Origin of the sequence: Pseudomonas sp. A2 (genome assembly GCF_023100865.1) — a bacterium.
GTDB lineage: Bacteria > Pseudomonadota > Gammaproteobacteria > Pseudomonadales > Pseudomonadaceae > Aquipseudomonas > Aquipseudomonas asiatica.
This window is the reverse complement of record NZ_CP039127.1, coordinates 4671630-4694011: the sequence shown is the minus strand read 5'-3', so window position 1 is coordinate 4694011 and position 22382 is coordinate 4671630. Positions and strand designations below refer to the sequence as shown.

25 protein-coding genes and 1 pseudogene are annotated in these 22382 nt (G+C 57.6%); 3 read left to right on the top strand and 23 right to left on the bottom strand.

Features of this window, described 5'->3' with window-relative positions; all coding sequences use genetic code 11:
* Window positions 1-85: 85 nt before the first annotated feature.
* From E5221_RS21765 to E5221_RS21670, 20 genes are all read right to left on the bottom strand, one after another.
* A complete protein-coding gene (locus E5221_RS21765) occupies window positions 86-535 on the bottom strand; it encodes a TIGR03751 family conjugal transfer lipoprotein (RefSeq protein ID WP_023628672.1) in 450 nt (149 codons plus the stop codon).
* The gene (locus E5221_RS21760) at window positions 513-2012 is read right to left on the bottom strand and encodes a TIGR03752 family integrating conjugative element protein (protein WP_023628671.1); all 1500 of its coding nucleotides are present in this window, start codon (window positions 2010-2012) and stop codon (window positions 513-515) included. The genes E5221_RS21765 and E5221_RS21760 overlap by 23 nt, the downstream gene beginning before the upstream one ends.
* On the bottom strand, window positions 1993-2889 hold the full coding sequence (locus E5221_RS21755) for a TIGR03749 family integrating conjugative element protein (RefSeq protein WP_023628670.1): 897 nt from the start codon (window positions 2887-2889) through the stop codon (window positions 1993-1995). The genes E5221_RS21760 and E5221_RS21755 overlap by 20 nt, the downstream gene beginning before the upstream one ends.
* Complete coding sequence (locus tag E5221_RS21750; RefSeq protein WP_023628669.1) at window positions 2886-3536, bottom strand: PFL_4703 family integrating conjugative element protein; 651 nt, start codon at window positions 3534-3536, stop codon at window positions 2886-2888. Before E5221_RS21750 ends, E5221_RS21755 begins: the two co-directional genes overlap by 4 nt.
* 8 nt (window positions 3537-3544) lie before the next feature.
* A complete protein-coding gene (locus E5221_RS21745) occupies window positions 3545-3928 on the bottom strand; it encodes a TIGR03750 family conjugal transfer protein (protein ID WP_023628668.1) in 384 nt (127 codons plus the stop codon).
* A 13-nt stretch (window positions 3929-3941) separates the two neighbouring features.
* Entirely contained in the window at window positions 3942-4241 is a 300-nt protein-coding gene (locus E5221_RS21740) for a TIGR03745 family integrating conjugative element membrane protein (protein WP_230852930.1), read from the bottom strand.
* A gap of 66 nt (window positions 4242-4307) precedes the next feature.
* A complete protein-coding gene (locus E5221_RS21735; RefSeq protein WP_023628666.1) occupies window positions 4308-4547 on the bottom strand; it encodes a TIGR03758 family integrating conjugative element protein in 240 nt (79 codons plus the stop codon).
* The gene (locus E5221_RS21730) at window positions 4544-4861 is read right to left on the bottom strand and encodes an RAQPRD family integrative conjugative element protein (protein ID WP_028690570.1); all 318 of its coding nucleotides are present in this window, start codon (window positions 4859-4861) and stop codon (window positions 4544-4546) included. Before E5221_RS21730 ends, E5221_RS21735 begins: the two co-directional genes overlap by 4 nt.
* Window positions 4862-5364: 503 nt before the next feature.
* Window positions 5365-5673, bottom strand: coding sequence for a hypothetical protein (locus E5221_RS21725; protein ID WP_023628663.1), 309 nt, complete (start codon window positions 5671-5673; stop codon window positions 5365-5367).
* 18 nt (window positions 5674-5691) lie between these two features.
* Window positions 5692-7161, bottom strand: coding sequence for a UvrD-helicase domain-containing protein (locus E5221_RS21720; RefSeq protein WP_023628662.1), 1470 nt, complete (start codon window positions 7159-7161; stop codon window positions 5692-5694).
* An 11-nt stretch (window positions 7162-7172) separates the two neighbouring features.
* Window positions 7173-7922 (bottom strand): TIGR03747 family integrating conjugative element membrane protein, encoded by a 750-nt coding sequence (locus tag E5221_RS21715; RefSeq protein ID WP_023628661.1) that lies wholly within the window; start codon window positions 7920-7922, stop codon window positions 7173-7175.
* 10 nt (window positions 7923-7932) lie between these two features.
* Complete coding sequence (gene traD / locus E5221_RS21710) at window positions 7933-10149, bottom strand: type IV conjugative transfer system coupling protein TraD (protein ID WP_028690567.1); 2217 nt, start codon at window positions 10147-10149, stop codon at window positions 7933-7935.
* A gap of 1 nt (window position 10150) precedes the next feature.
* Window positions 10151-10321: a hypothetical protein gene (locus E5221_RS21705; protein WP_152955717.1), complete on the bottom strand. Its 171-nt coding sequence runs from the start codon at window positions 10319-10321 to the stop codon at window positions 10151-10153.
* A gap of 83 nt (window positions 10322-10404) precedes the next feature.
* Window positions 10405-10935 (bottom strand): integrating conjugative element protein, encoded by a 531-nt coding sequence (locus E5221_RS21700; RefSeq protein WP_051555665.1) that lies wholly within the window; start codon window positions 10933-10935, stop codon window positions 10405-10407.
* Window positions 10932-11492, bottom strand: a complete 561-nt coding sequence (locus E5221_RS21695; protein ID WP_023628658.1) for a hypothetical protein — start codon at window positions 11490-11492, stop codon at window positions 10932-10934. The genes E5221_RS21700 and E5221_RS21695 overlap by 4 nt, the downstream gene beginning before the upstream one ends.
* Window positions 11477-12235, bottom strand: a complete 759-nt coding sequence (locus E5221_RS21690; RefSeq protein ID WP_023628657.1) for a TIGR03759 family integrating conjugative element protein — start codon at window positions 12233-12235, stop codon at window positions 11477-11479. The genes E5221_RS21695 and E5221_RS21690 overlap by 16 nt, the downstream gene beginning before the upstream one ends.
* 10 nt (window positions 12236-12245) lie before the next feature.
* Window positions 12246-12941, bottom strand: a complete 696-nt coding sequence (locus tag E5221_RS21685) for a hypothetical protein (RefSeq protein WP_028690565.1) — start codon at window positions 12939-12941, stop codon at window positions 12246-12248.
* A 263-nt stretch (window positions 12942-13204) separates the two neighbouring features.
* The gene (locus E5221_RS21680) at window positions 13205-14311 is read right to left on the bottom strand and encodes an SEC-C domain-containing protein (protein WP_023628656.1); all 1107 of its coding nucleotides are present in this window, start codon (window positions 14309-14311) and stop codon (window positions 13205-13207) included.
* Window positions 14312-14444: 133 nt separating this feature from the next.
* Window positions 14445-15725 carry a translesion error-prone DNA polymerase V subunit UmuC gene (gene umuC / locus E5221_RS21675; protein ID WP_023628655.1) on the bottom strand — a complete coding sequence of 427 codons (1281 nt, stop codon included), beginning with the start codon at window positions 15723-15725 and terminating at the stop codon, window positions 14445-14447.
* Window positions 15715-16143: a S24 family peptidase gene (locus E5221_RS21670; protein ID WP_028692961.1), complete on the bottom strand. Its 429-nt coding sequence runs from the start codon at window positions 16141-16143 to the stop codon at window positions 15715-15717. Before E5221_RS21670 ends, umuC begins: the two co-directional genes overlap by 11 nt.
* A gap of 106 nt (window positions 16144-16249) precedes the next feature.
* Between E5221_RS21670 and E5221_RS21665 the strand changes: the two genes are divergently transcribed.
* Genes E5221_RS21665 through E5221_RS21655 form a run of 3 tightly spaced genes read left to right on the top strand, consistent with a single transcriptional unit; the run spans window position 16250 to window position 19067 of the window.
* A complete protein-coding gene (locus tag E5221_RS21665) occupies window positions 16250-16936 on the top strand; it encodes an SOS response-associated peptidase family protein (protein WP_028692962.1) in 687 nt (228 codons plus the stop codon).
* A 57-nt stretch (window positions 16937-16993) separates the two neighbouring features.
* Window positions 16994-17782 carry a hypothetical protein gene (locus E5221_RS21660; protein ID WP_081011201.1) on the top strand — a complete coding sequence of 263 codons (789 nt, stop codon included), beginning with the start codon at window positions 16994-16996 and terminating at the stop codon, window positions 17780-17782.
* The gene (locus tag E5221_RS21655) at window positions 17727-19067 is read left to right on the top strand and encodes a hypothetical protein (RefSeq protein WP_028692963.1); all 1341 of its coding nucleotides are present in this window, start codon (window positions 17727-17729) and stop codon (window positions 19065-19067) included. Before E5221_RS21660 ends, E5221_RS21655 begins: the two co-directional genes overlap by 56 nt.
* A gap of 41 nt (window positions 19068-19108) precedes the next feature.
* Here the strand turns inward: E5221_RS21655 and E5221_RS21650 are convergent.
* The 3 genes and pseudogenes from E5221_RS21650 to istA form a co-directional block, all read right to left on the bottom strand.
* Window positions 19109-19789, bottom strand: a pseudogene (locus E5221_RS21650) (helicase-related protein); the annotation flags it as partial.
* A gap of 194 nt (window positions 19790-19983) precedes the next feature.
* Entirely contained in the window at window positions 19984-20787 is an 804-nt protein-coding gene (gene istB / locus E5221_RS21645; protein WP_010454871.1) for an IS21-like element ISPst3 family helper ATPase IstB, read from the bottom strand.
* Complete coding sequence (istA, locus tag E5221_RS21640) at window positions 20780-22279, bottom strand: IS21-like element ISPst3 family transposase (protein ID WP_024012635.1); 1500 nt, start codon at window positions 22277-22279, stop codon at window positions 20780-20782. Before istA ends, istB begins: the two co-directional genes overlap by 8 nt.
* Between the last annotated feature and the right edge of the window lie 103 nt (window positions 22280-22382).

Below are 22382 nucleotides of genomic sequence, written 5' to 3'. Positions count from 1 at the left end.
AGGTCGGTATCGGTTGTCGGCTGGCCGAGCACGGGCTCGATAGGCGTTGCAGGGCCTTTGCCCAGCAATTTGCTTATGAACTGCATCAGTACTCCTCCGTCCGCTCGCCTGGCATGGCGTACTGCACGCGTTGATACATCGGGAACACCGTGGTGTACCCCGGGACTGGGACTGGATCCGTACCAGCCAGGTGTGGGAACACGTACATCACCAGATCAGGGTTCGGGAGGCGCTTGAACTGGCTGTAAATTTCGTTCTGGGGCGTGCGGTTGAAGGCGTCAGCACTTGCCTGTTGGCGGGCCACCTGAGCCTCATCGAGCGGTCGGCGCAGCTCTTGGCGCGCATCCAGCAACATTCTGCTGTTGGAACTGCCAGAGCTCCCGCCAGACGTGCCGTGTTGCCACACGTCCATCATGTTGGCTTCCCCGTGGGGGAGCAGCTCGTCTTTGTCAGTCGTGCATCCGCCTAGAATGAGGGCGAGCACGAGCCAGGCGCCGGCCTGCAGGCGGGGCTTAGTCAAGGTTTGCGGATACATGGTTGGCTCCGGCGTTGTAATCGACCTTGCGGCCTTTGATCTCGTAGTCGATGGCGAGCTGCTGGTCCAAGTGGACGGCGACCTTCGCCCCGGGCTGTACGTACACGGCGGCGAAAGCTTCGCCGTAGAGCTTGTTCATCCAGGAGCGGATGTCGCTGACCCCACCGGTCAGAATCGCGCCCATGGCGGAGTTCCCCGAGGAGCCCGTGGTCCCGAATGAAGTTCCTCCGCTGCTGAAGGTAGTGGAGCTATTTTGCTCATCAGCCTTCAACAGTTTGGCGATGCCGGCGCCCGCGGCCGTCACCAGGGACTGGTTGGTCAAGTACTCCTTGGCGTTGGATCGGCGCTCGCCGGAGATGCAAGGAATGCCGTAGGAGTCGCTGATCCAGCCGAGTCCGCCCTGGATCGCTGGCTGCCCGTTACCGTTGCTGCTGTTCTGGTTGTTGTTCTGGCTGCCGTTGGCCTCTTCTGCCGGGGCAGGGAACGATCGGACCGTGCCATCTGCGAAGACGAACGTCAGGCTCCGGACTTGCCCGCGCACGCAGGACAATGTCCAGTCGCCTGATGCGGTACCGCTGGCAACAGCACCGACGACGTCAGGTATCTCGATGCCGTTTGCGGTGAGGTTGTCCGGACCGATCAGGACCTTGAAAGGGAAGGGATCATTGACTGTTCCATCGATCGGTACGCGGCCAATGAGCGCCGACATGGCCACCGACCCCATCAAGGTCGAGTTCTGGGGCAAGGTATAGGCTTTGCGTACTTGCTTGCGGGCATCCTGGGGAGACAAATCAGCGCCGACGTTCTGGGCCGTCGCGCTGAGAACTGTTTGGCCTTTGTCCAGGGTGCTCCCAAAGCTGGTGGGAAAATTGAAGCTACTGGCCGTCTGGGCGGAGCCGGGCTGAAGGGGTTTACCGCTAGCGTCCAAGGCAGTGGCATCGGTGGGTTCAACCCATACGAGTCCATTGGACTTCGTCCCTTTGTCGAAACCCGCGCCGTCACCTGGCATCACTCCGAGCCCAATGGGGAGGTCCTGCCCAGCGGCATTTGGGTTCTGCGATAGGTTATCCAACTGACGCTGGAACTGGTCCAACAGGCCCACGCTTTGGTTCTTCACCTGCTCCTGCAGCTCGCCCTTCGCATCATTCAGCTTGTTGTCGACATTCTGATCTATGCGCGAAAGCCGGAGCTGGAGCTCTGCATTCTGGTCCTTCAGTTCCTTGTTGTCGGTCAGCACCTTCGCGATCTGGTCTTTCACCTCCCGACTTTCAGCGACCACCGTGCGGAGGGTGTCGGCCGGAGTATCACCGTCCACCCCTAGCTTGCGTGCGGTGTCGCCTCCGATGATGATCGGTTTATCTTCAGGAGCCTTCGGCTCCTCTTTTTTACTCCCCCCCTTGAACACGATGATGAGCGCGCCGATCAGCACGGGGATGAGCAGGTACTTGAGGAGTGGATTACTTTTCAGACTGCCCACGGCGCCCTCCTGCTTTCGGATCAATTTGGCTGACCGAAGACGGCAGCAGGGCCTCTTTCAGCCCCTTTCCTTGTGTGACCAGGTAAAGCGTGGTGGTATCGCTGGCATTTCCACGAGCTCCGAGGTACGGGTGCTGGAATGTCGCCGTGGAGAAGTTGCCCATCAGCTCTGTTGCATTCATCGTCAACTGCTGGGCACTCAGGTTTCTGAGTTTGACTGCCGTGACATAGCTGTTGTCGAGGCGCCAAGCCCCCAGCACCGATGCTTCCACCGGTAATACCGGCAACAAGGTGCTGAGGTCCAGGGCTCGATCAACACGCACCTGGCTGATGCCGGCGACAGGCTCAACGGTCCGGAGTGGGGCGTACAGCATTTGCGCCGCATAGCGGGTCAGGGCCACCGGCGCAGGTGTCTCATGTCGCGGTGCCGGCGGAACATCCTCCTCCTCCTCCTCCGACGTCGCGGATCGCTTCGTCGGAGCTCGCGTCGAGGTGGTATCGCCGTAGTAGGTAGAAGGGGCCGCGCCGGCGACGATCTTCGCGGGTTCGAGCTTGGCTTGGCCCTCTGCCGCTGGTGTCGCGGCAATATCCACCAGCATGATCTCGCCAGTGGCCACATTCTGCAGTTGCAGCCTGGTCGGTGGAATTTCTTGGCTGGCCAGCAGGTAGACGGCGCCGCCAGTGCTCTGGACCCGCAGTTGGCCAACAAGCTGCGGAGGCATGCCTACCCGCACGTTCTGGTCGACGAACACAATGCGCTCTTGACCGACAATTAGCGGGATTGCCATGGGGATACGGTCCCACAGCAGCAGCTCTACCGCTTTCACATTGGCAACTGCAGAGAGGCCCAGAACAAGGAGGCACGCGCGCAGATTCATGGTTTCACCCCGGCTGCTTGCAGATCAACCTCGATGCGCTGCGGGTTGGACGCATAGCAGTTCCACATCAACCCGAACGGATTTTTCTCTGGATTGACGTCGGCCCGGACGATGGACAGTGGATAACGCGTCATTGCACGCTTGACCCGCTCGCCGTTCACCGACTCGTCAGCGAGTAGATCCAGATTGACTGTCCAATCGTTGATTCCGATTTCTTCCACGCGTAGCACGCCAGGGTCGGTCAACCCGTGGCCCGGGATTTCTGAGACATTCCGTTCACGGCGGCGCAGCTCACCGGCGTTACGGCGCATCTCGTAGTCTTTCTGCAGGTACTCCTTGCAGCCAGGGGTCACGTAGGACGCCAGACGCTCGATGTTGTCTTGGTAGTCGTCGTCCCCGTTCTTCTCCCAGCGCTGCATCTGCTGGAAGATATAGAACCCGAAGGCATACACGTTTTCTGGTGGCACCTCCCACCATTTGCGAGTACTGCCGGAGCGGAGGTCCGGCGGCACATGCACGGTCAGGTCTTCGGGGGCTTTGTGCCAGCCGTAAAACGCGAACAGGCTGACTGCGCCCAGCACAATTACCGCGATTCGCAAGCTGAGAATGTGTGCTTGCTGAGCATCCACTCGTTTTCGAAAACTCATGAAGATTCCTACTTTCCTGTACGACGGCATGTCCACGCTCCCTTCCGGATGACCAACTGGGGGCCACCGAGGAAGGGGAGGTGTTGAGCCTTGTAGAACTGGAGCTGGCGGTAAAACCATGTATCCGGGCGGCCGCGTTTCATCTTCCGGAGGATCCGGCTTGCCACGGTCAAGCCCAGAGCTCCACCTACAAGAGCGCAAGCGATGAAGAGAGCTGGGTTGCCGAACAAGAACGACACGGGGATGCCCAGAATCACGCCGGCCCCTCCACAAGCACCGACCGTTCCCCACATTTCATCCGCAGTGAGACCTCCCATGACGATGGGCTGCCTATTAAGGTTGTGGGGAAGGAAATCGAGCGTTCCATCCTTCAGGTAAGTGGTCTCAGCCATATCGCATCACCAGTTAGAGGACGCCAGTAGCTTTGGTGACCATGAAGATGCCGACGCCGATCAGGCAGATCCCGACCACAGCGGTGAGCCCCAGGTCTCGCCACTTTTTCTTGCCCTCATGGATATCGTGGTAAACGCCGTAGGCATGGGAGGCGACCCCCACCATCATGGCTCCGAGCAGGAAGAGACCGATCAGCATGAAACCGTCGTAACCGTAGTTCTGGATGGTTTGCAGCCAGCTGGTTCCCTCGCCGCGTGTTGGGGCTTGTGCTCCTGGTAATGCGGCAGCGGCAATGATTGGGTGCAGGCCCATAATCAATGCGGCGGCGCCGGTGAGTGACTTGGTGATGGTGCGGATAGACATCGGTTAGCTCCTTGGCTAGCTGAGAACGAGTGTGGCGAGGATCAGCAGCAGGACGATGACCTTGACGGTCGACGCGGCTGCAATGTTTCTGTCGATGTTCTGAGTCGCCCAGCCCCGGTAGATGCTGTACAGCGCCCAGGCACCCCACAGGGTCGACAGTGCGATGACGGTGCCTACGAACAGCACGGTGCTGGCCTGGGGGGTGACCCCGCTTGCAGCGTTGAAAGCTGCGACTTGAGTGCCGCTCATGCTCATGGCATCCGCCCGCCGGTGAGGGTGTATTTCCCAGCCAGCTCTGCCGGATCTCGCGGCTGTGCGCGACTTGGGGTCAGGTATTCTTGCAGGCCCTGGCGAACGCGCTGGATGTCGCCAGCCAGACGTTCATAGTCGAAGTAGTAGCGCTGGCCAGGTTCGCTGGCGATCGTGGCGCTGCGCCGCGCCGAGTCCTCCAGCGCGTTCAGCTGCCGGATCATCACCTCGATGTTGGCCTGTTCTGATGCACCGGCCGCCTGAGCGCTCGGTATTAGTGAAAAGCCGCCGCTGACGCTGATCAGCGCGCCAAGCAGGATTCGGCGAGGAGATACAAGGAGGAGGGATGGCTTGTTCACGGCTGGGCTCTGGGGCAACTGACTGTGGGCGTCAGAATGCCGAGACCAGGTGGAGGGGCGCCTCAAGAAATACTTATCTGAGGTCCGTAGAATTTTTTCTCTAAGCCGGTCACGCTTTGGTGAAGTGGATTGATCCACTTTGGTAGGGCGATTGAACGGCCCAGACCGATTACAATGAGCCGAAGTTAAGCCAAGGAGTAGGCATACGGGAAAAACTGATCTGTGGGGGAGTCTTATGCCGCGGAAAACCACCAACTCGCCGGTGTTTGAAGCTTGGGTATCGGACTTTCTGGGTGCCCGTTTCCGAGATGAAGGTTGCTACGACAAAGCGGTTTTGGCCGCCGAGATGCTTCAGCACCGACGAGAGGTGAGCTCAGTGGAGCTGGTCGAGATGGTCAGGAGGGCCAACGCCATGTTGGCCCTCCTTCCAGGGCATGATCATGAAGCCTAAAGCGCCTGATTGGTCAGGCTACTGACTCGCGCTTGAAAAAGAGCAGATATCCGACCGGCATTGGGAACCCGTAGGACCAGGCCTGGGCATTTTGATTGCCCACTTTGATCTCGCCCCGGCACACTGGCTGGGTGCTGACGAGTTCCCAGCCTTGGGCTCCGAGCTCGAGCATCTTCTTCTGCAGTTGCTCCTCTTCTGCCAAAAGAGACGCAACATCGGGCTCAAGCGTCTGTTCTGTGCTCTTAAATATCCAAGCGCCGCTAGTCGCGTTTTTGAATGGAATAGCGACATAGTCAGCGCGGTGTTCGAATTTCTTGCTCATAGTGACTCCTTTATTTAATCAGCCGCGCGCTTGACGCGCTCCTGGGGCGAGAGCGTCCACGTAGCGTTCCATGATGGACAGCACCAGACTGTTGATGGCGAGGATCTTCATCGCCCGGGTGACGGCAACGTACAGGAGGTTCAACTCATCATCTCGTCGACCTGGATCGATGTCAGGTGAGAGCGGGTCCGACGTGAAGTCGTCGAAGAGCCCGACGAAGTCCCACTCCAGGCCTTTCGACTTGTGGGCAGAGGTGAGGGTGATAGTTGCATCCAGCTCTTGGTCCACGGTGCATGAGCGCAGGGCCAAGATTCGCTGAGGCAGATCCGGATACATGTTGATGATCTTGATGGACCGGATCATCTCGCTGTCCTGGCTAACCTCGGCGATTTCCACGTACTGGCCATAGTCTCGGTAGTCACGGAGCAGCTTTTTGTTCTGGACCAGATCGCGCTGTTGGCGACTGAAATAGAACAGATCCTCGAGGTCGCGTACTGAATAGCTGTCAATGCCGCCAACCCAGTAGATTTTGGGCTTCTCGGTGACCAGGCACAGTGCGTTTTCAATCACCCCGATAACGGTCCGATGAATGTATGTCCTGTGCGGCAGCCCGGCCGGCAACGCCTTCTTCACCAATGTCTTCTCGCCCAGTCCCTGCAGCTTCCTGGTTTCTCCCTTGTAGGACAGGATGATGTTGGCGACATGGGCGACTGCAGGCCCAAATCTGAAGCTCTGGGTCAGGTAGTGCTTCTCCGCCCCGGCCATCCAGCTGGCATTTAGAGCGTCTTCCGCCCCTCGAAAGCGATAGATCTGCTGATGACGATCACCCACGGCCACCTTGCGAATACGCTGAATGCGCACAATGTCAGCGATGACGGGGTTTACGTCCTGTCCCTCATCGAGCAGGACACAGTCGAAGCGCTGGCTCAGGTCGGGTTTGCTCAACTGGTACAGCTTCAGGTATCCGTCATGCGTGATCTGCACCGCTGTGTCCTGCAGGTCAGTCATGCGCTTCCAGATGCTCATCGCTGCTACCAGCGCCTGGTTCAGGTAGCGCTCCTGGGCGGAGGTAAGCATCGGGCGGTCACGGAACCGTGGAAAGTGGCAGCGCTCGATCAGGTCGTCGGCGCTGGCCATATAGTTGTTGAGGGTGGTTAGCACGTCCCTGACCAGCTCCCAGTCCTGCGTATCAAGCGCTCGGGCGATATCGGTCAGTCGCAAGTTGTTGGTCTGCTTATGGCTGAACTGTGTGCCATAGACGGCGTAGGCCAGGCCGTGCGCAGTTTTGTTCACCACGTTGCGCGGAAATCGGCCACGCGCGGCGATCTCGACCGACTTGTTGTAACAGAGATAGAGAATCCGCAGACGGGTGTGGTGTTGCGCGTAGCCCACCAGCGTTGTGGTCTTGCCACTGCCAGCGCCGGCCTGGATAAGGAGTTTCGGGGCTTCCGACTGGATGATTGGCGACTGCTCGTGTGTCCATTGCATCGTTCTCTTCCTCACAAATACTTCTTGAAGCTCGCGGCCGTAATGCTCACGGACACCCCGAGTAAGGCAGCGCAGGGGAGTAGTACCAGCAGTGGGCTGATGCTGATCGGGAGCGCCAAGTAGAAAGTCCAGGGGAAAATGGCCAACGGCAACATCGTTGCCCGGGCCTTGTGGTACAGGTAGCTGGACTCTCGGCCGGCACCAAATTTACGGAGGTCTCGCCGCACCAGCCCGTCGACCAGGCCTGTGAGTGCAGCCATGGCAAAAAGCGGTACCGTCATCAGCAGCACGACCAGGCGGACGCAAAACACCAGGACGGTAAAGAGGGCAGCCAGGGCATAGTTCTGTACCGTTGTGACGCTCTGCGCGGCCCAATAGCGCATGTCCAGCTCGTTACGGGGACCGGCTTGAGCGATCGACTCCATGCTCTGGACCCAGCTAAGCATCCCGGTCTTCACGACCAGCCAGTCGTAAGCTTCAGTGACCAGCCAGGTCGCGGTGCGCCCGGGTTCTTGGACGACAGCGCTATGGACCAGCCCCTTGGACAACCAGCCGACCTCGCTGACCAGCATTTGCTGACCGTGCCGCCACCCGGCCTCTGGCCAGAAGAAGTACAGGCATACCCAGTCGACCACGATGGCGAGGAACAGCGAGCTGAACATTACGCCGATGAAGGTAATCGGGAACCAGAAGATCTTGCTGAACAGCGATTCCTGTCGCTCTTGCTGCTGTTCGGCCTTCTTTGATACGTCATCTGCCATTGGCTACACCTCAAGCTGCATCATCGGTGGCCACCTGGCGGAAATCTTCAACCAGGTCTTCGGGCAAAGCTGATTTCAGCTCTTGATAGCCAGGGGCTTCCCACCAATCGTTCGAGGACGCTGCCGATCGCCGCATGCCGGCGGCCAGCTCCTGCAGGTTGCCGGGCATGACCTCATCTGGGTCGTTCGCGGGGAGCGGCATGCGGATTTTCCACAGATTCCCACCTTCGATGAGCGCGAAGGCCTGTCCCTTCGGCAGTCCCACCACGTGGGCCGGCTCAATCATCGGCACACTCGCCAGCTGCACCTGGTCGTGCGAGCTTGAGGTGAACGCGGTTTTGCCGTTGACCGAGTCGTTCGCGCTGCTCGCCGGCGTGCTGTTGTAGATCTGCACTTTTGGTAGCTGGTTGGTCAGCAGCTCAGCGGTCGCGGTTTCTCGAACACGCAACATGAATAGGTTGTTGAAGTTACCGATCACCTGGCCGGCTTTCGCCTTCGAGCCGATCTTCGCTTCGATGTCACTCATCGTCTGGGTGTAGGCGGTGACCTGGATGCCGGCACCACCGGCCTTATTCACCATCGGGATGAATTCGTCCCCGATGAGCTCGTTGAACTCGTCAGCGTGGAGGTTGATGCGTACCTTGCCCCCAGCCATATGCCCCGGCAGGCCGTCGTCGATGCCGTGCTTGTAAATGTGGCCTGCAACAGAGACCAAGTCACTGAACATCGAGTTGCCCACGGCCGCACTGACTTCGGTGTCGGATAGTGCATCGAGGCCAACATATACCACGGCGCGTTTTCGGATCACTTGCATCCAGTCGAAGATGGGACGCTCATCGGCGAGGTCCAGGTAGTCGGGGGCAAGCAGTTCAGCGATACGCCCAGTGGTGAGCTTTTCCAGGAGTGGCAGCAACGATGCGACGATCTTGTCGAAATAGGTCTTGTCGTAGCGGACAGCGCTGCGCAGGCCATCCATAACCGAATCGTTGATGCGCTTCTGGGTCAGGTACATGTCGATGGCCACCACGCGCAGCGGGCGGTCTTTCATGGCGAAAGACAGGTTCTTGCGATCGATCTTGCCTTCAAGCTCGACAATGGTTTGCCAGGCCTTCGGATCATGTTCAGCGAAGTACTTCTGTGCGTACTCAATGAACAGCTCGTCGATATTGATGACGTGCCGGCGGATCTGCTCGTAGTCAGGGCGACGGCCGAGCGCGACAAGCGACTGGGCGATGATATTGACGAACCGCCAAGCGAACTCCCGAAATGCTGCAGAGTTACCCTCGCCGGAGAGCTGACCAGCGATGCGAGTGGCCACCTCGCTGATTCGGCCGAAGCGGCCGATGGCGTTGTAGCGAGCGGAGATATCCGGCCATCCCAGATGAAACACGTAGAACTCGTCGAGGCGCCCGGCGCGCTTGCACTCGACGTACATGCGCTTGAGCAGGTCGGCATCGCCCTTCGGATCGAAAACGATCACGACCTCGTGGTCGGCCTGTTCCTCTACTCGCCGGCGCCGGCTCCATCGATGGGAGGTTTGGCTCCGTCGCCCCATGCGGACTCGCGGCCCGCGGCGATGCGTTCGGCGAATGTCCTGGGTGATGAACACTTCCGCCAGGCGAGTCTTGCCTACCCGTGTGGTGCCCAGGACCAGTGTGTGGCCCACGCGCTCACCCAGAGGGAGACTGACATTCTGCTCATCTGGTTCGATCCCGTGCAATCTGGGCAGGCCACCCACTGGTGGGAGAGGCCGAGCGGGGTTCCAGTTGGAATCCCAACCAGTGAGTTTTGTGATCAGTTTCAGTGGGAAGGGGGCGAACTCTAGGCGTTCCTCCAGCCAGCGCGCCCGTTCATAAAGGTTCGTCGGTTCGACGTATGCCGCGAACTGAGGGAGGTAGGTGTCGGCCAGGCGCTGTGTGTGCTTCTGAGTCCACCGGAACCCGCGTCCGATGAACAGGCGCTCGTTGCTGATCGGCATTTCAGCGCTGGTCATGGTGTAGTGGGGAAGTCGCCTGAGGTTCGCCTGATACCTTAGGACCCTCCGCGCCTGCAGCAGCCGAATGGTGCCCAGGTAGATAAAACCCAGCGCGGCGACAATTCCAAATAGTGGGGTCAGCGCAAAAGCCCAGGGCGCGCAAATGCAAAGCGAAGCTGCCACATAGCAGACCGCAGTAGTGAAAAGCTCTACCGGCGGCCGGAGCAGAGATTCAAGGGTGTATGTCGCCATCTCAGGTCCTCGCGGTGTATGTCATGGCGTCGACTTCCGCACGCGCTTGCTCAACCTGGTCCGGTGTCAGCCGTTCGGCCAGGCGCTGGGCGAATGCGTGTTCGTTGAGCTCGGAGATTCCTGTCAAGCGAGCACCGTACAGCTCGCTCACATGGCGAACCTGCTCAATCATTTGCTCCCGGCCGGGCCGGTGTAGGGGATGGCTGATGATCAGTGTGAACACTGGCGATAGTCGTGTTGGGCGCATCCCGGTTCTCACTGCTGAAGGGTTGTAGCTGTGATCAGCACCGGGTAGTGCTGCAGCCCCAGGCGACCAGCAATATCGCTGGCAGGTACAGGCATCACCTGCAACCCAGGTGCCCAGCGGCGGATCTCTTGCAGTCGTGCAGCGTTGCTGACATTCACAGCAAGGCCTACTGCCTGCAGGCCTTGAAGTGCCGACAGCTTCTGCTTGAGCCAGGCCTGCGACGTTGGATCATCCCCAACGATGAACATCGGCTGCAGACCTGCTGCGTTGATCACTCGTCCATGTACTGGGCCGGGGCTCAGTTCTGGAGTCGACACCGGAAATGCCCCGCCCGCCCGGACGCCAGTCACAACTGGGGTGGTGTGCGTAGGCTCGGGATCAATGTCTTGGTAGTAGGACAGTGCGGATGAGCCGCCACGGTCCTCCACCACGGTGAGCACCGCTTGCTGATCAGCATTGCAGGGCAGAGCCAGGCTGCTCACGATCGCGAGGGCCAGGGCCTGCACGGCGTGTGATCGCCGGGCGTGGGGATATGTCATGGGGTCACTACCTCGAATTTGATGCCGGTGACCCGGCTAAGATGTTTCGTGAAATAGCTACGGTACTTCGCGGCCGGCGCCCCCCCGGCAGGGCGGTGATACCGCCCCGCAGCATCGATCCAGGTTCCACCCTTAGCCTTTTGTTCAGCCAGGATCTGAGCGGTCACCGCCAGGTTCTTGTATGGATCCAGGCCTTCGCAGGGATAGCGGTAGCGATGCCCGTTGAAGCGAATATTTGTTTGTCCCAGCCCCACGTCGACTCGAGCGGGTCCAGCCTTAACAATCGCTATCATCAGAGCTTGGCAAGCGTCTGCTCGTGTGGCGAAGCGGTAGCCGGTTCCGGCAACATTCAACGTCCAGGGCCACGGCACAAGCTGCCCGCGCAATCGCGTCCCGCTTTCCTGCAGTGCCACCGAATAGAGCACAACGGGCGGGACCCCGTGTCTGATGCCGATCGCCTTGTAAGCTGCTGGCGGATCTTCTACACCCCATGCGTTGCCGGCGAGCAGAACCACCGACAGAACGTAGAGCCGCCACCCGCTCACTGACGACGCCATGATCCATTCACCTGTGTTACGGCGGCTGGCAGCGAGCCACCGAGCCCGAGGCGAACCCAGCGGCCCTGGTCATGATTCAGTGTGATCAGACGGCTTTTAACGCTGGACGGGTCAATACCCGCGAGAATTGCCCAGCGGCGGATCCTTTCATCGTCTTGCTGGCTGCCGACGAAATACAGATCAAACGGCGTCTGTGACGCCTGCAGCCGTTTGACCTGGTTGATACAGGGTAGGCAGTCGTCTTTGACGAAGAGTGCCATGCGCCCGTTGCCCTCCAGAGCTGGGCCGCTCCCGGATCCGGCCTGGCCCGAAGGGGTGGTCGAAATCTCAATGGCTTTGATGCCTGGGAACATGCGCTGGTACGCCTCGTCGTAGGCTCGCTGGTAGGCGAGCTCCCGATCGACTCGTTGGCGCTCTGCTTGGACCTGCAGCTCGGCGAACCGGCGTCGTTCGCTCTCTGATCGGGCCTCGATTCCCAGCGCGGTGAGAGGGTCAAGCCCTGGCGAATACACCCCCCGGGGTCCCTGCATTACCTCTTGATATCGTTCGTACTCCTTGGGGGTCAGTCCCCACTCCTGCGCGGCTCTATCATCGAGCTTGTTCTGGGACAGGGTGCTTTCGCTGGTGAGCTGTTGAACACTGGAGGCGGCCCCTCCAGCGGCGGAAGGAAGCGGCGCGGCCTCAATGCCAATTGCGGTAAACGCGCAGGCGCAGGCGATGGCTCGAACGATCGGTAGATTCATGGTGCTTTACTCATGGCTGGATGCTCAGGGTTCGGGTTGTTCCGCCGGCGTCGAAGGTTGCGGTCCGTTCATCTACAGCCCTGAGGCGCCAGTTGCTGCCGCTGACCACTTCGCCAGGCCGAATCAGGTAGATCTGGCTCAGCCGCGTGCTACCAGTGGGGGCAACAGACAGGAAACGCTCTCCGCCTCGGTATTCGAGGCCGACCATCTGAAAGGGCGGAGGATCTTGCGGGATTGGTGGGGCTTTAACCGGTGCGGGCTTCGCCTTCGGTTTGGAGGAGGTTTTGGGGGCTGGTGCAGTCGCCTGAGCCTGAGGCTTGCTCATTTTCTGCAGTTTGCCGTCGAGCGACTCAAGGTCGGCTTTCAGTACTAGGAGATCGCCCGCAGTCGCGGAAGAGCGAGTGGCTTCAGCTGCAGCCTCGTGGGCCTGCGATGCTGTGGCCTGCACAGCATCGATCCGGCTCGAGAGCGCTTGCTGGCTTATACGGAAGTCTTCCATCGTGACCAGGGGTTTGCCTGACACATTGTCGAGCCGATCGTCGATCGCGCTCACCCTGTTCTGGAGTGCATCGATCGAGACTTTTTCTGCTGCTCCATTCACGGCGCGAGACAGAGTCGACAGCTGGTACTGCTGGAACGCGATGATGGCGCCCAGGATGAGCAGGCCCATAGCAAGGGGCAGGTGTTTTCGGATCGGCAGTTTCATGGGTGTCCTCTCGAAGCCGAGTACACCCTCGCGCAACCATGATCCTGATTCAGCAGAAAATACTTAGCCCGCCGGCGTGGAATTTCTCGATCGATGTCGAAGGGCAAACCCTCTGTTGGCGAGCGCCGGGACTGAAAAGCCCCTCGTACAGTCCAGCGCCCTCTGCCGCCCTCGTGCGCTCACAATGAGCATCATGGAATACGCCGATCCTTCAAAGTCCTGGCAGCCGCGGGTTCCATCTGCTCAGTTTATGATGGCTGGATCTAAAGCGTGGGGTTCATTGATACATTTATTATTGCAGGGAAGTGCAGTGGGCGGTCGATGTTTATCGAGTTGCCATCGGTGTGGGTTTCTACACCTTGCGAGTACATATTTTTTATCAGGGCTTGTGTGCCGTTATCCAGTGATTCCCACCAGCTTGGTGAAATGTAGAAGTTCTCTATTAGTAACACCATAAAGGCCGCCAGGCTGTCGGCTGTTAGTTTCTTGTCCAAGAATTGTCTTATCAGTTTGTTGCAGGTCAAAGAGTGTTCTGAAAGCCAGGATAAAACAATGAAGCCTTTGCCGTCACTAGCGAATGAATTAATGGTCATGTAGTCCGGCATGTCGCCAGGAATGCTTGTTATCTTCTGGGCTTCATATCCATCAAAGTCGAATGTCGGGCCAACTATAGCACTTCCCATTATCGGTGGTGGGGATTCAAGTGTGAATACGGCGTAGTTTAAGTCGCTGTAGTCGCCCGTGACTAACATAGTGTCTAGCTTTGATTTTATGTGTTTTAGGTCGCTTGTTGTTAAGGAGTTATTATTCCCGAGTAAGGCTGATGCATTCTGGATTACGACCTGTTCAGCCAGGCTCTTTCCCCTGTCTAGGATCCTCATGAAATCAAAGGTTTTTGAGGCGTACTCTTTGCTGAAGATCTCTCTGGAAATGCCTCTGTACATAATCAGGAAGCAGTGTGATGGTACAGGCTTGAACGGTTGGTCTTCGATTGTTGAGAATAATTTTTTATCATGGCTGGCACAGAAGCCTGTAAAAGTCGAGGCGCTATTTATACCCACCTCGCTCAATTTTATTTTTGGCGGGATATTAACTTTTAGTTCTATCGATATTTTTAATACGTGCCCGTTTCTAGCTATCGCCTTCAGAGATGAGCTTTTTGAGACGGTGTGGGCATTTATTATCCCGCCTGAGCACTCGTGCTGCAATGATTGCGGTACGCTACATTTTTTATTTTTCTTGAAAGAGCCAAGGGTTTGCAAGACAGTGTGTGCTGCTACAGGTGGTTGGCGATCAATGTCTAGGTGGCAGTGTTTAAACTTCTTCCCAGATTTGCACCAGCAACGTTCATTTCGCCCTGGAAGTTTCATGGAATTCCTTATTGATCTAGTATGCCGTGTTGGTGATGAATTTTTTGAGAGCATATACACTGGATGCTAATTTATCCAGTTGGCAATGCCAATTAAGTATGCGCGTGTGCTCTCCCAGACCTTAACTAGTTATTCACTTACAGTAAACCCGCCACAGCTCATCCAACCTTGTTGTGAACGACTGGCTCAAGAGCTCTCGACGCATACCCCACTCTGGGCTTCGGGGGACGTTGGCAGACCTCAGTGTGCCTTTGCCGTACCGAAGGTTTATGCCATCCATAACCGACATCAGGCGATCGCAGGCAACTGGCTGCGTTGACGCGAACAGATCGTCAGTGAATTCACCTGGTTGCCGTAGATCGAGCAGCAGCACCTCGGCTTTGCTGTAGCGGTACCCGTCCTGGTAGACCTTCTCCACAGCCTCAGTCGCTGCCCGCGTGAGCAATAGAGTGTCGCTCGTGGGGTAAGGCAGTTCAACCAGCGCCCCTTTCGCCAAATGCAGTTCGTTGGGATTGAACATGCCTGTGCGGATCGACACTCGCATGCGCTTGCACACCGATCCCTGGGCGCGCAGCTTTTCGGCTGCTCGCGCTGCATAGGTCGCTACCGCCTGCTTGATTGGTGTCAGTTCGGTCATTTTCTTACCGAACATCCGGCTGCAGCAGATCTCCTTCTTCGGCGGATCAGCCTCATCCAGTTCGAGGCACGGCGTGCCGGCGAGCTCGCGCGCTGTCTTTTCCACCACCACGCTGAACTTGTCACGCAGCATCCGCGGATCTGCCTTCGCTAGGTCCATGGCCCTGCAGATGCCCATCGCCTCGAGGTGTGCCGTCATCCGCCGGCCAATGCCCCAGACCTCTTTCACCTCAGTGTTGCGCAGTACCCAGTCGCGCTTGAAATCATCAGTGATGTCGACCACCCCACCCGTATGCGCCTGCAGCCGCTTCGCGGTGTGGTTGGCGAGCTTCGCCAGAGTCTTGGTTCGGGCGATCCCCACACCGACAGGGATGCCAGTGCAGCGCAGCACCTTGGCGCGTACCTCCCGGCCGAATTGGGTCAGACTCCCCTGCACGCCAGTGAGATCAGCGAAGCATTCATCGATCGAGTAGACCTCGGCCGCAGGCACCATCGATTCGATCAGCGACATAACCCGCTCGCTCATGTCGCCATACAGCGCATAGTTGGACGAAAATGCCACGATGCCATGCCGCCGCAACTTCTCCTTGGCCTGGAAATAGGGCTCGCCCATCTTCACGTACGGCTTGGCGTCGTATGACCTGGCGATTACACAGCCGTCGTTGTTGCTCAGCACCACGATGGGCGTCTTGGCCAGATCCGGCCGGAACACGCGCTCGCAGCTCGCATAGAACGAGTTGCAGTCGATCAGCGCGAACACCTGGTGGTCACTGGGCATGATCGCGCACGCTGTAGCGAACCACACCCCAGATGACTAGGTCGTCGCCTTCCATAACGTGGCGCGGGGGGTAGGCTGGATTCTCCGATTGCAGGACCAGCACGCCGTCGCGACGATAAAGGCGTTTGCAGACGGGCTCGGTGTTGATCGCGGCGATCACGATATCGCCGTGCTCGGCCTCCCTACTGCGGTCTACGATGAGAAGATCGCCCGAGAAGATCCCGGCGCCCTGCATGCTGTCGCCCTCCACCTGCACCAGATACACGTGAGGTGCACGCAGGTCGAACAGCTCGTCGAGGGAGATGTGACGCTCCAGGTGATCCGCCGCTGGCGAAGGGAACCCGGCCGGCACACGGAAGGAGTACACCGGCAGCAGCATAAGGCCGCCCGTCGGCGCGCCCAGGAAGGTGATGGTCATGGCAGATCAACTCAAAAGGATATCTGTATATTTATACAGTAAACTGTCAGAGCGTTCCTACGTCAATGCGCGGATGCCTGGCAGCCGACAAACGAGCGAGGTGGGTATGTGTGGGAGGTACTCGATCTACGAGAGCATGGACGACTACCTGCGGCAGTTGGCCCTCGATCTGGTGGTCATCAACGGATATGACCATGAGCGGATCAACCGTTACAACGTGGCGCCTTCTACTCGCGTGGAGGTGATAAGGCCCGCCCCGGGAGGACTGAACGTCGATCGGGTGAAGTGGGGATGGTCGCCTTTCTGGGCGAAGGGGAAGAGGGTCGACCCGATCAATGCGCGGGCCGAGACGGTGATGACAGGGAAGTTCTTCAAGTCGCTTTGGCCGAATGGCCGAGCCTTGGCGCCGGCCAATGGGTGGTTCGAGTGGATACCCGATGTTGCAGATCCGAAGCGCAAGCAGCCTTACTACATCCAAGCGGCGGACGGTAGGTCATTGTTTTTCGCGGCGTTGGCCGAGGTTCATCCAGGGCTGGAACCAGATGAACGCAGTGGCTTCGTTATCGTGACTGCTGCGGCTGATGAAGGTTTGGTGGATATCCATGATCGTAAGCCGTTAGTGCTTACTCCTGAGCTTGCCCGAGAATGGATTGATCCAGGCATAACAACTGAACGGCTGGCAGAAATAGTCCAAACAGGCTGCCGGCATAGTACCGACTTTCAATGGTTCCCAGTGAGCAAACAGGTCGGGAATGTTCGCAATCAGGGGCCGGAGCTGATAAAACCGGTTTAACCGTTTTGGGTAAAGTCGGACAAAATACACATATCTGTAAATATGCAAGGTGATCGATTGAAAATAAAGGTTGGTAGGGTCCGCGATTACTTGGTTGCCACACTGGAAAATACCCAGGCTCACGCAAATGAAGCCCCTGAGCTCATGCATTTGATTGCTGAGATGGATGATATTTTTCACGATGAGATTTTCTCTATTCCGCTCTCACAAGAGCCGACAGCAAACTTGCTTATGATAAATGCATATACCATGCTTCTGGCTGGGATTAGAGAGGCCTTGTCTGGGCATGTTGTTTGCGTTTTTCCAATAGTTAGAGCTGCGTTAGAGTCTGCCTGTTACGCTTATCTCATAGCAAATGACGCTACCAAGGCTGATGTTTGGCTTGAAAGACATTCGTCGGATAATGCTGTAAAGAGGTGTCGGAATGTATTTACTGCTAAAAAAGCTGTGGATATTTTAAAGTGCAGTGATCCGGTGATGGCCGATTATGTCTGGGGGTATTACGAGGCCTCAATAGATTTTGGTGCGCACCCTAACACCAAGTCTGTGATTGGTCATCTGTCTGACTCCGGGTCGGTTGGAGAAGGTTTGCATGGGTTTGAGCTTACTAGCGTGTACGGAGAAAATAGCTGGCAAGTCAACCACGCCTTGTTTGTCTGCGTTGAGGCAGGGCAGGCCATCGCGTATTTAATAGCGGCCTCAATCGCAAATCACCCTTTGATTCACGAGCGTAGTACAGTATTCCAAGGCTGGGTAGATGCCAAAAATCGGATGGTTGAGGAGCTAACTGGTGAAGCTTGCGATCGCAGTACGCCAGTCTATTCTTCCGTTAGCCCGCCGCTTTGACTACATCGAAGAGGTTGCTATGCTGAATATAAGTGAGAATGCATTCAGGGATTATATATTCAATAACCATAGAGAAGATTTTTCCTCTTTGATTGCAGGGCGGAGGGAGCCGGTGGAGTGGTACGGCGAAGAATTTCCACCGCTTCATTTCTTGCTACGCCGAAAGGTTGAACGTGCCATAAATGAAATTCTGGATCAGCTGGAAGAATTGGTCTTAACGGCTAAGGAGCTACGGCTTGAAAAAAATGGTCCTCATCCGACTCGCGTGGATCTTTTTGGGTGCTCAGAGTCTACGGGCATCACTATCATCGAGTTGAAAAAGTCGCAGCAAACCGAACGCCAAGCTTTTACTGAACTCTTAGCCTATGCAAATCACTTCTGCTCGATATTTCCTGGAGTTAACGAGACGGCAATCACCACTGTGTTGGTTGCGCCGATGGAGACCAGAACGGTAAAGGATGCATACGTTCAAGAGCTATTGCTGAATAAGAAGAACATTGTATCTCTTATTCCTTCTTGTCAGGATGGGCGCTATTGTCTTAATGTATTTTACCCTGATGAGAATTACTACAAATGGTTCGAGAATAACGTATTCAATGATCACTCCATGACCTGTGTGACCATGTCGTTTCCGCTGATTAAAGGCTGGATAGACTCTGAATATAGCGAGCCTCCGCAGTACGCAAAAGATGCGCTGAATCAAATAAGCAACTCTATTGCGCAGGTTTTAGAGTCCAAAGGGTTCCATTCTATAGTTTATGCCTCTCAGAAGTGGAGCGAGATCGCGGGTCTATTCCCCTATCCTAATATGATTGTTGTGGCGGCAATGAATCCATTTTCTTCGGTGAGAACGTATGCTGAGGATGATGAGATAGGGGGAAGATCTGCACCCGGGAGGCTGACTGAAGTTCAGTTAATTTATAACCAGCTAACCAAAGACGGTCAGCGCTTTAACTGGCTTGAGACGATGGAAAGTGACTTTACCGGTCGTTTGATTCGAGCCGTCCGCGATCAGCTGGAGTTCTGCCTTCTGAATGATTCGCGATCAATACATGTCGAAACTGGACTGCCGGATTGGTATGGGTTCAAGACGAGTATGGTGGATGCGGTATTTACACACAATTTGGAGGCGCATACTACTGGGCTCTTGAGGGAAGTGTATACTGAATATGTTTGTTATCTATATGAAACTGGCCAACAAGAAGTGATGTTTGGTTATCAGATGTTAACTCCGTTTCTCGCAGTGTGGGAGATTTGTCGTGGCTTCGGTTACGAATCGGAGTAATAGCATTCAGGGAAAAAGGCCACCGATTGGTGGCCCTTTTTTCATGTAGCTATAAGCTGTCTAGCAAGAGCCATTTCAACAGAGTCCCCATCCTGGTTCAGTGAGTCGAGCCCGGATTCCGGTACATCGCCCGAAGTGCTCTGCGCCACCGCGATCTTCTTGGCCATCAGTTGCAGGCAGGTAATCTGCGAGCTGCCGGCGTAGCCGAAGAAAATCACGCGGACCGGATGTTTCTGCCCAATCCTCCACGACCGCCGCGCGGCTTGCTGTAGGGTGTACACGTTGTACCCCGTCTGCAGGAACGCGATGGTTGGGAAGTCCAGCAGGTCCAGCCCGGTCTTGACCAGCTCCGGGTTGGTGAGCAGCACGTCGATACCGCGGTCGACCTGGTCGAGGATCCAGTCCTCGCGCCGAGCCGTTTCAACCGTGGCCCGCAGTACCGCAACGCGCAGACCGGCCTGCTCGAGGACCTTCTTCAGCCTGGACGTGGTATCGCGCGTCCCGCTGTAGACGGTGTATGCAAGGACCTTGCGGCCTTTCGCTTTCTCCTCGAGGCATAGGTTCAGCAGCGCCTGCTCCTTGGGCATCAGTTCATCGTCGCCGAAGAGCGCCGGCACAAAGGCTAGCGTGTCTCGGGTGCGAGGATGTTTGACCATCTCCGATCGGAAGCAGCAATCCGGCCAGGCCAACAGCACATTGAGCACCACTCCCAGAAGGGTGGTTGTTGGCGCTGATGGAAAATTGACCCACCCTGCCGATTGAAATTTGACCCAGGGCGGATTGCTGATTTTGTTACCAGCAACTGTGGATAAGTCTACCAGCGCAGCTGCTGTTGCCCCCACTCCTTCGCTAGCCCAGTTCAGTTGTTTAAGACCTGCCACACGCAGCCATGTAGCAGGCCGTCGTCGCCATGAAATCAGAACGGCTCATCGTCCTCCGGTTCCTGGCCGCCCTTACGCTTTCGCTCCCGTGATTTGATCTTGGCCTGGGCCGCCAAGCTACTGTGTTGCAGGCGATAGGACTCGTTACCGGTTTCGACGATGTGGCAGTGGTGGGTCAGCCGATCCAGCAGGGCGGTGGTCATCTTGGCGTCGCCGAACACGCTCGACCATTCGGCGAAGCTCAGGTTGGTGGTGATCACCACGCTGGTGTGTTCGTACAGCTTGGATAGCAGGTGAAACAGCAACGCACCGCCGGCCTGGCTGAAGGGCAGATAACCCAGTTCGTCGAGGATGACCAGATCCATGCGCAGCAGAGCTTGGGCGATCCGCCCGGCTTTGCCGTCGTGCTTTTCGCGCTCCAGCAGATTGACCAGATCGACCGTGGAGTAGAAGCGCACGCGCTTGCCGTGCCGGGTGATGCCGGACACGGCCAGCGCAGTGGCCAGGTGGGTTTTACCGGTGCCAGGCCCACCGATCAGCACCACGTTCTGCGCGGTGTCGGTAAAGGCCAGACTGGCCAGTTCGCTGATCAAACGAGCGTCTGCGCTGGAGGCGCTGAAGTCGAAGCCGGCCAGGTCGCGGTGCATCGGCAGCTTGGCCATGTTCATCTGGTGGCTCACCGAGCGCATGGCGCGATCTGTGTGCTCTTGTTCCAGCAGGTGTTCGAGCAGCCACTTGGACGAGGCTGTGTTCGACTCACCCTGCGCAGTCAACTCCGCCCAGGCCGTGGCCATGCCGTGCAGGCGCAGCTCCTTGAGTTCCGCCATCAAATCACGCATGACCGATCTCCTCGGTCTGGCCACGCAGGCGGTCGTAGCGCGCCGTGTTAGCGACGGGGGCTTCCTTGAGCGACAAGTGGGTTTCGACGCTGGGTGGTGGTTCGGTCGCGGCCAGGCGCGCCACGACATTGAGGATGTGTTCGGCGCTCAGGCTGCCGCTTTCCAGTACCAGCTCAACAGCCACCAGCACCGCATCGAGCCCGGCGACCGGTACGGCAGCCAGAACTTGCGCCATGATCCGGTCACCGCCGGCATGACGCCCCAGACCGTGCTTAAGCTGACGCAGCGGCGCCGGCAGATCAGCAAAGGGCGCGCCGTTGCGCAGCGCACCGGGCTTGCGTTCGATCAGCGGGAGGTAGTGCTGCCAGTCATAGCTGACCTGGTCGCGATCCAGCAAGCGGACATGGCTGGCGATCAGCGCGTCGTCAGCCACCACCTCGATTCGCGTCGGATACAAACGGCTGCTGACCCACTTACCCGCATACTCACACGGCACCGAGTAGCGGTTGCGCCCGACGCTGACCAGGCAGGTGCTGGAGACCCGCGCAGGCCGCTCGACGTAACCGTCGAATGGCGCTGGCACAGGCATCAGTTCAGCGCGCTCCAACTCCAGCACTTCGGCCACACTCAGCCCGCTGTATTGAGGGTGCGTCAGCTCGTTCCAAAGCGCGCGGCAGCGCTGGCCCAGCCAGGCATTGAGTTCCTCGAAGGAGTGAAACTGGCAGTCCTGGGCGTCTAGCCAGATACGCCTGCGGCTGTCTTGCACGTTCTTTTCAACGATGCCCTTTTCCCAACCAGCGGCGACGTTGCAGAAGTCCGGATCGAACAGGTAATGCGCGCACATCACCGCAAAGCGCGCATTCACCGCCCGGCCTTTGCCCTTATTGACCTTGTCGACGGCGGTCTTCATGTTGTCGTAGATGCCCCGGCGCGGCACGCCGCCCAAGGAGCCGAACGAGCGTGTATGGGCGTCAAATAACATCTCATGGCCCTGGCTCGGATACGCCACAAGCCAGAACGCACGGCTGGCACACAGCTTCAGATGTGCCACCTGCATACGCCGGTAAATGCCGCCGACCAGCAAGCCTTCCTCGCTCCAGTCAAACTGAAACGCCTCGCCAAGAGCAAAGGTCAGCGGCACAAAGGCCTGCGACGCCTTGCCCTGTCCCCCTCGCCAGGCACGGATAAACGCGGTGAGCTGGCTGTAGCCACCGTCATAACCTTCGGCTTTGATTTGCGCCAACAGCGCCTTGGCACTGCGCCGCTGTTGCTTGGGCCGCAGCGAATCGGCTTTTAGCGCCTGCTCCAGCGTGGCGTGAAAAGGGCTGAGTTTGTTGAAGATCGCGCGGCGTTGGTAGACCGGCGGCTTGGCCTCAGGTGCTCTGACCCACTTGCGAATCGTGTTGCGCGCCAACCCGGTGCGCTTGGCTATCTCATGCAGCGACAGCTTGTCGCGGAAATACATCCGGCGAATTTTGCCCATCATTTCCATACTGATCACCCTGTGTTCTCCTGCTCAAAAATTGAGCAGAAGCAGTTGAACACCTGGGTCAGTTTTCAGTCGGCAGAACAGCCTCTACTGGGTCAGTTTTCGG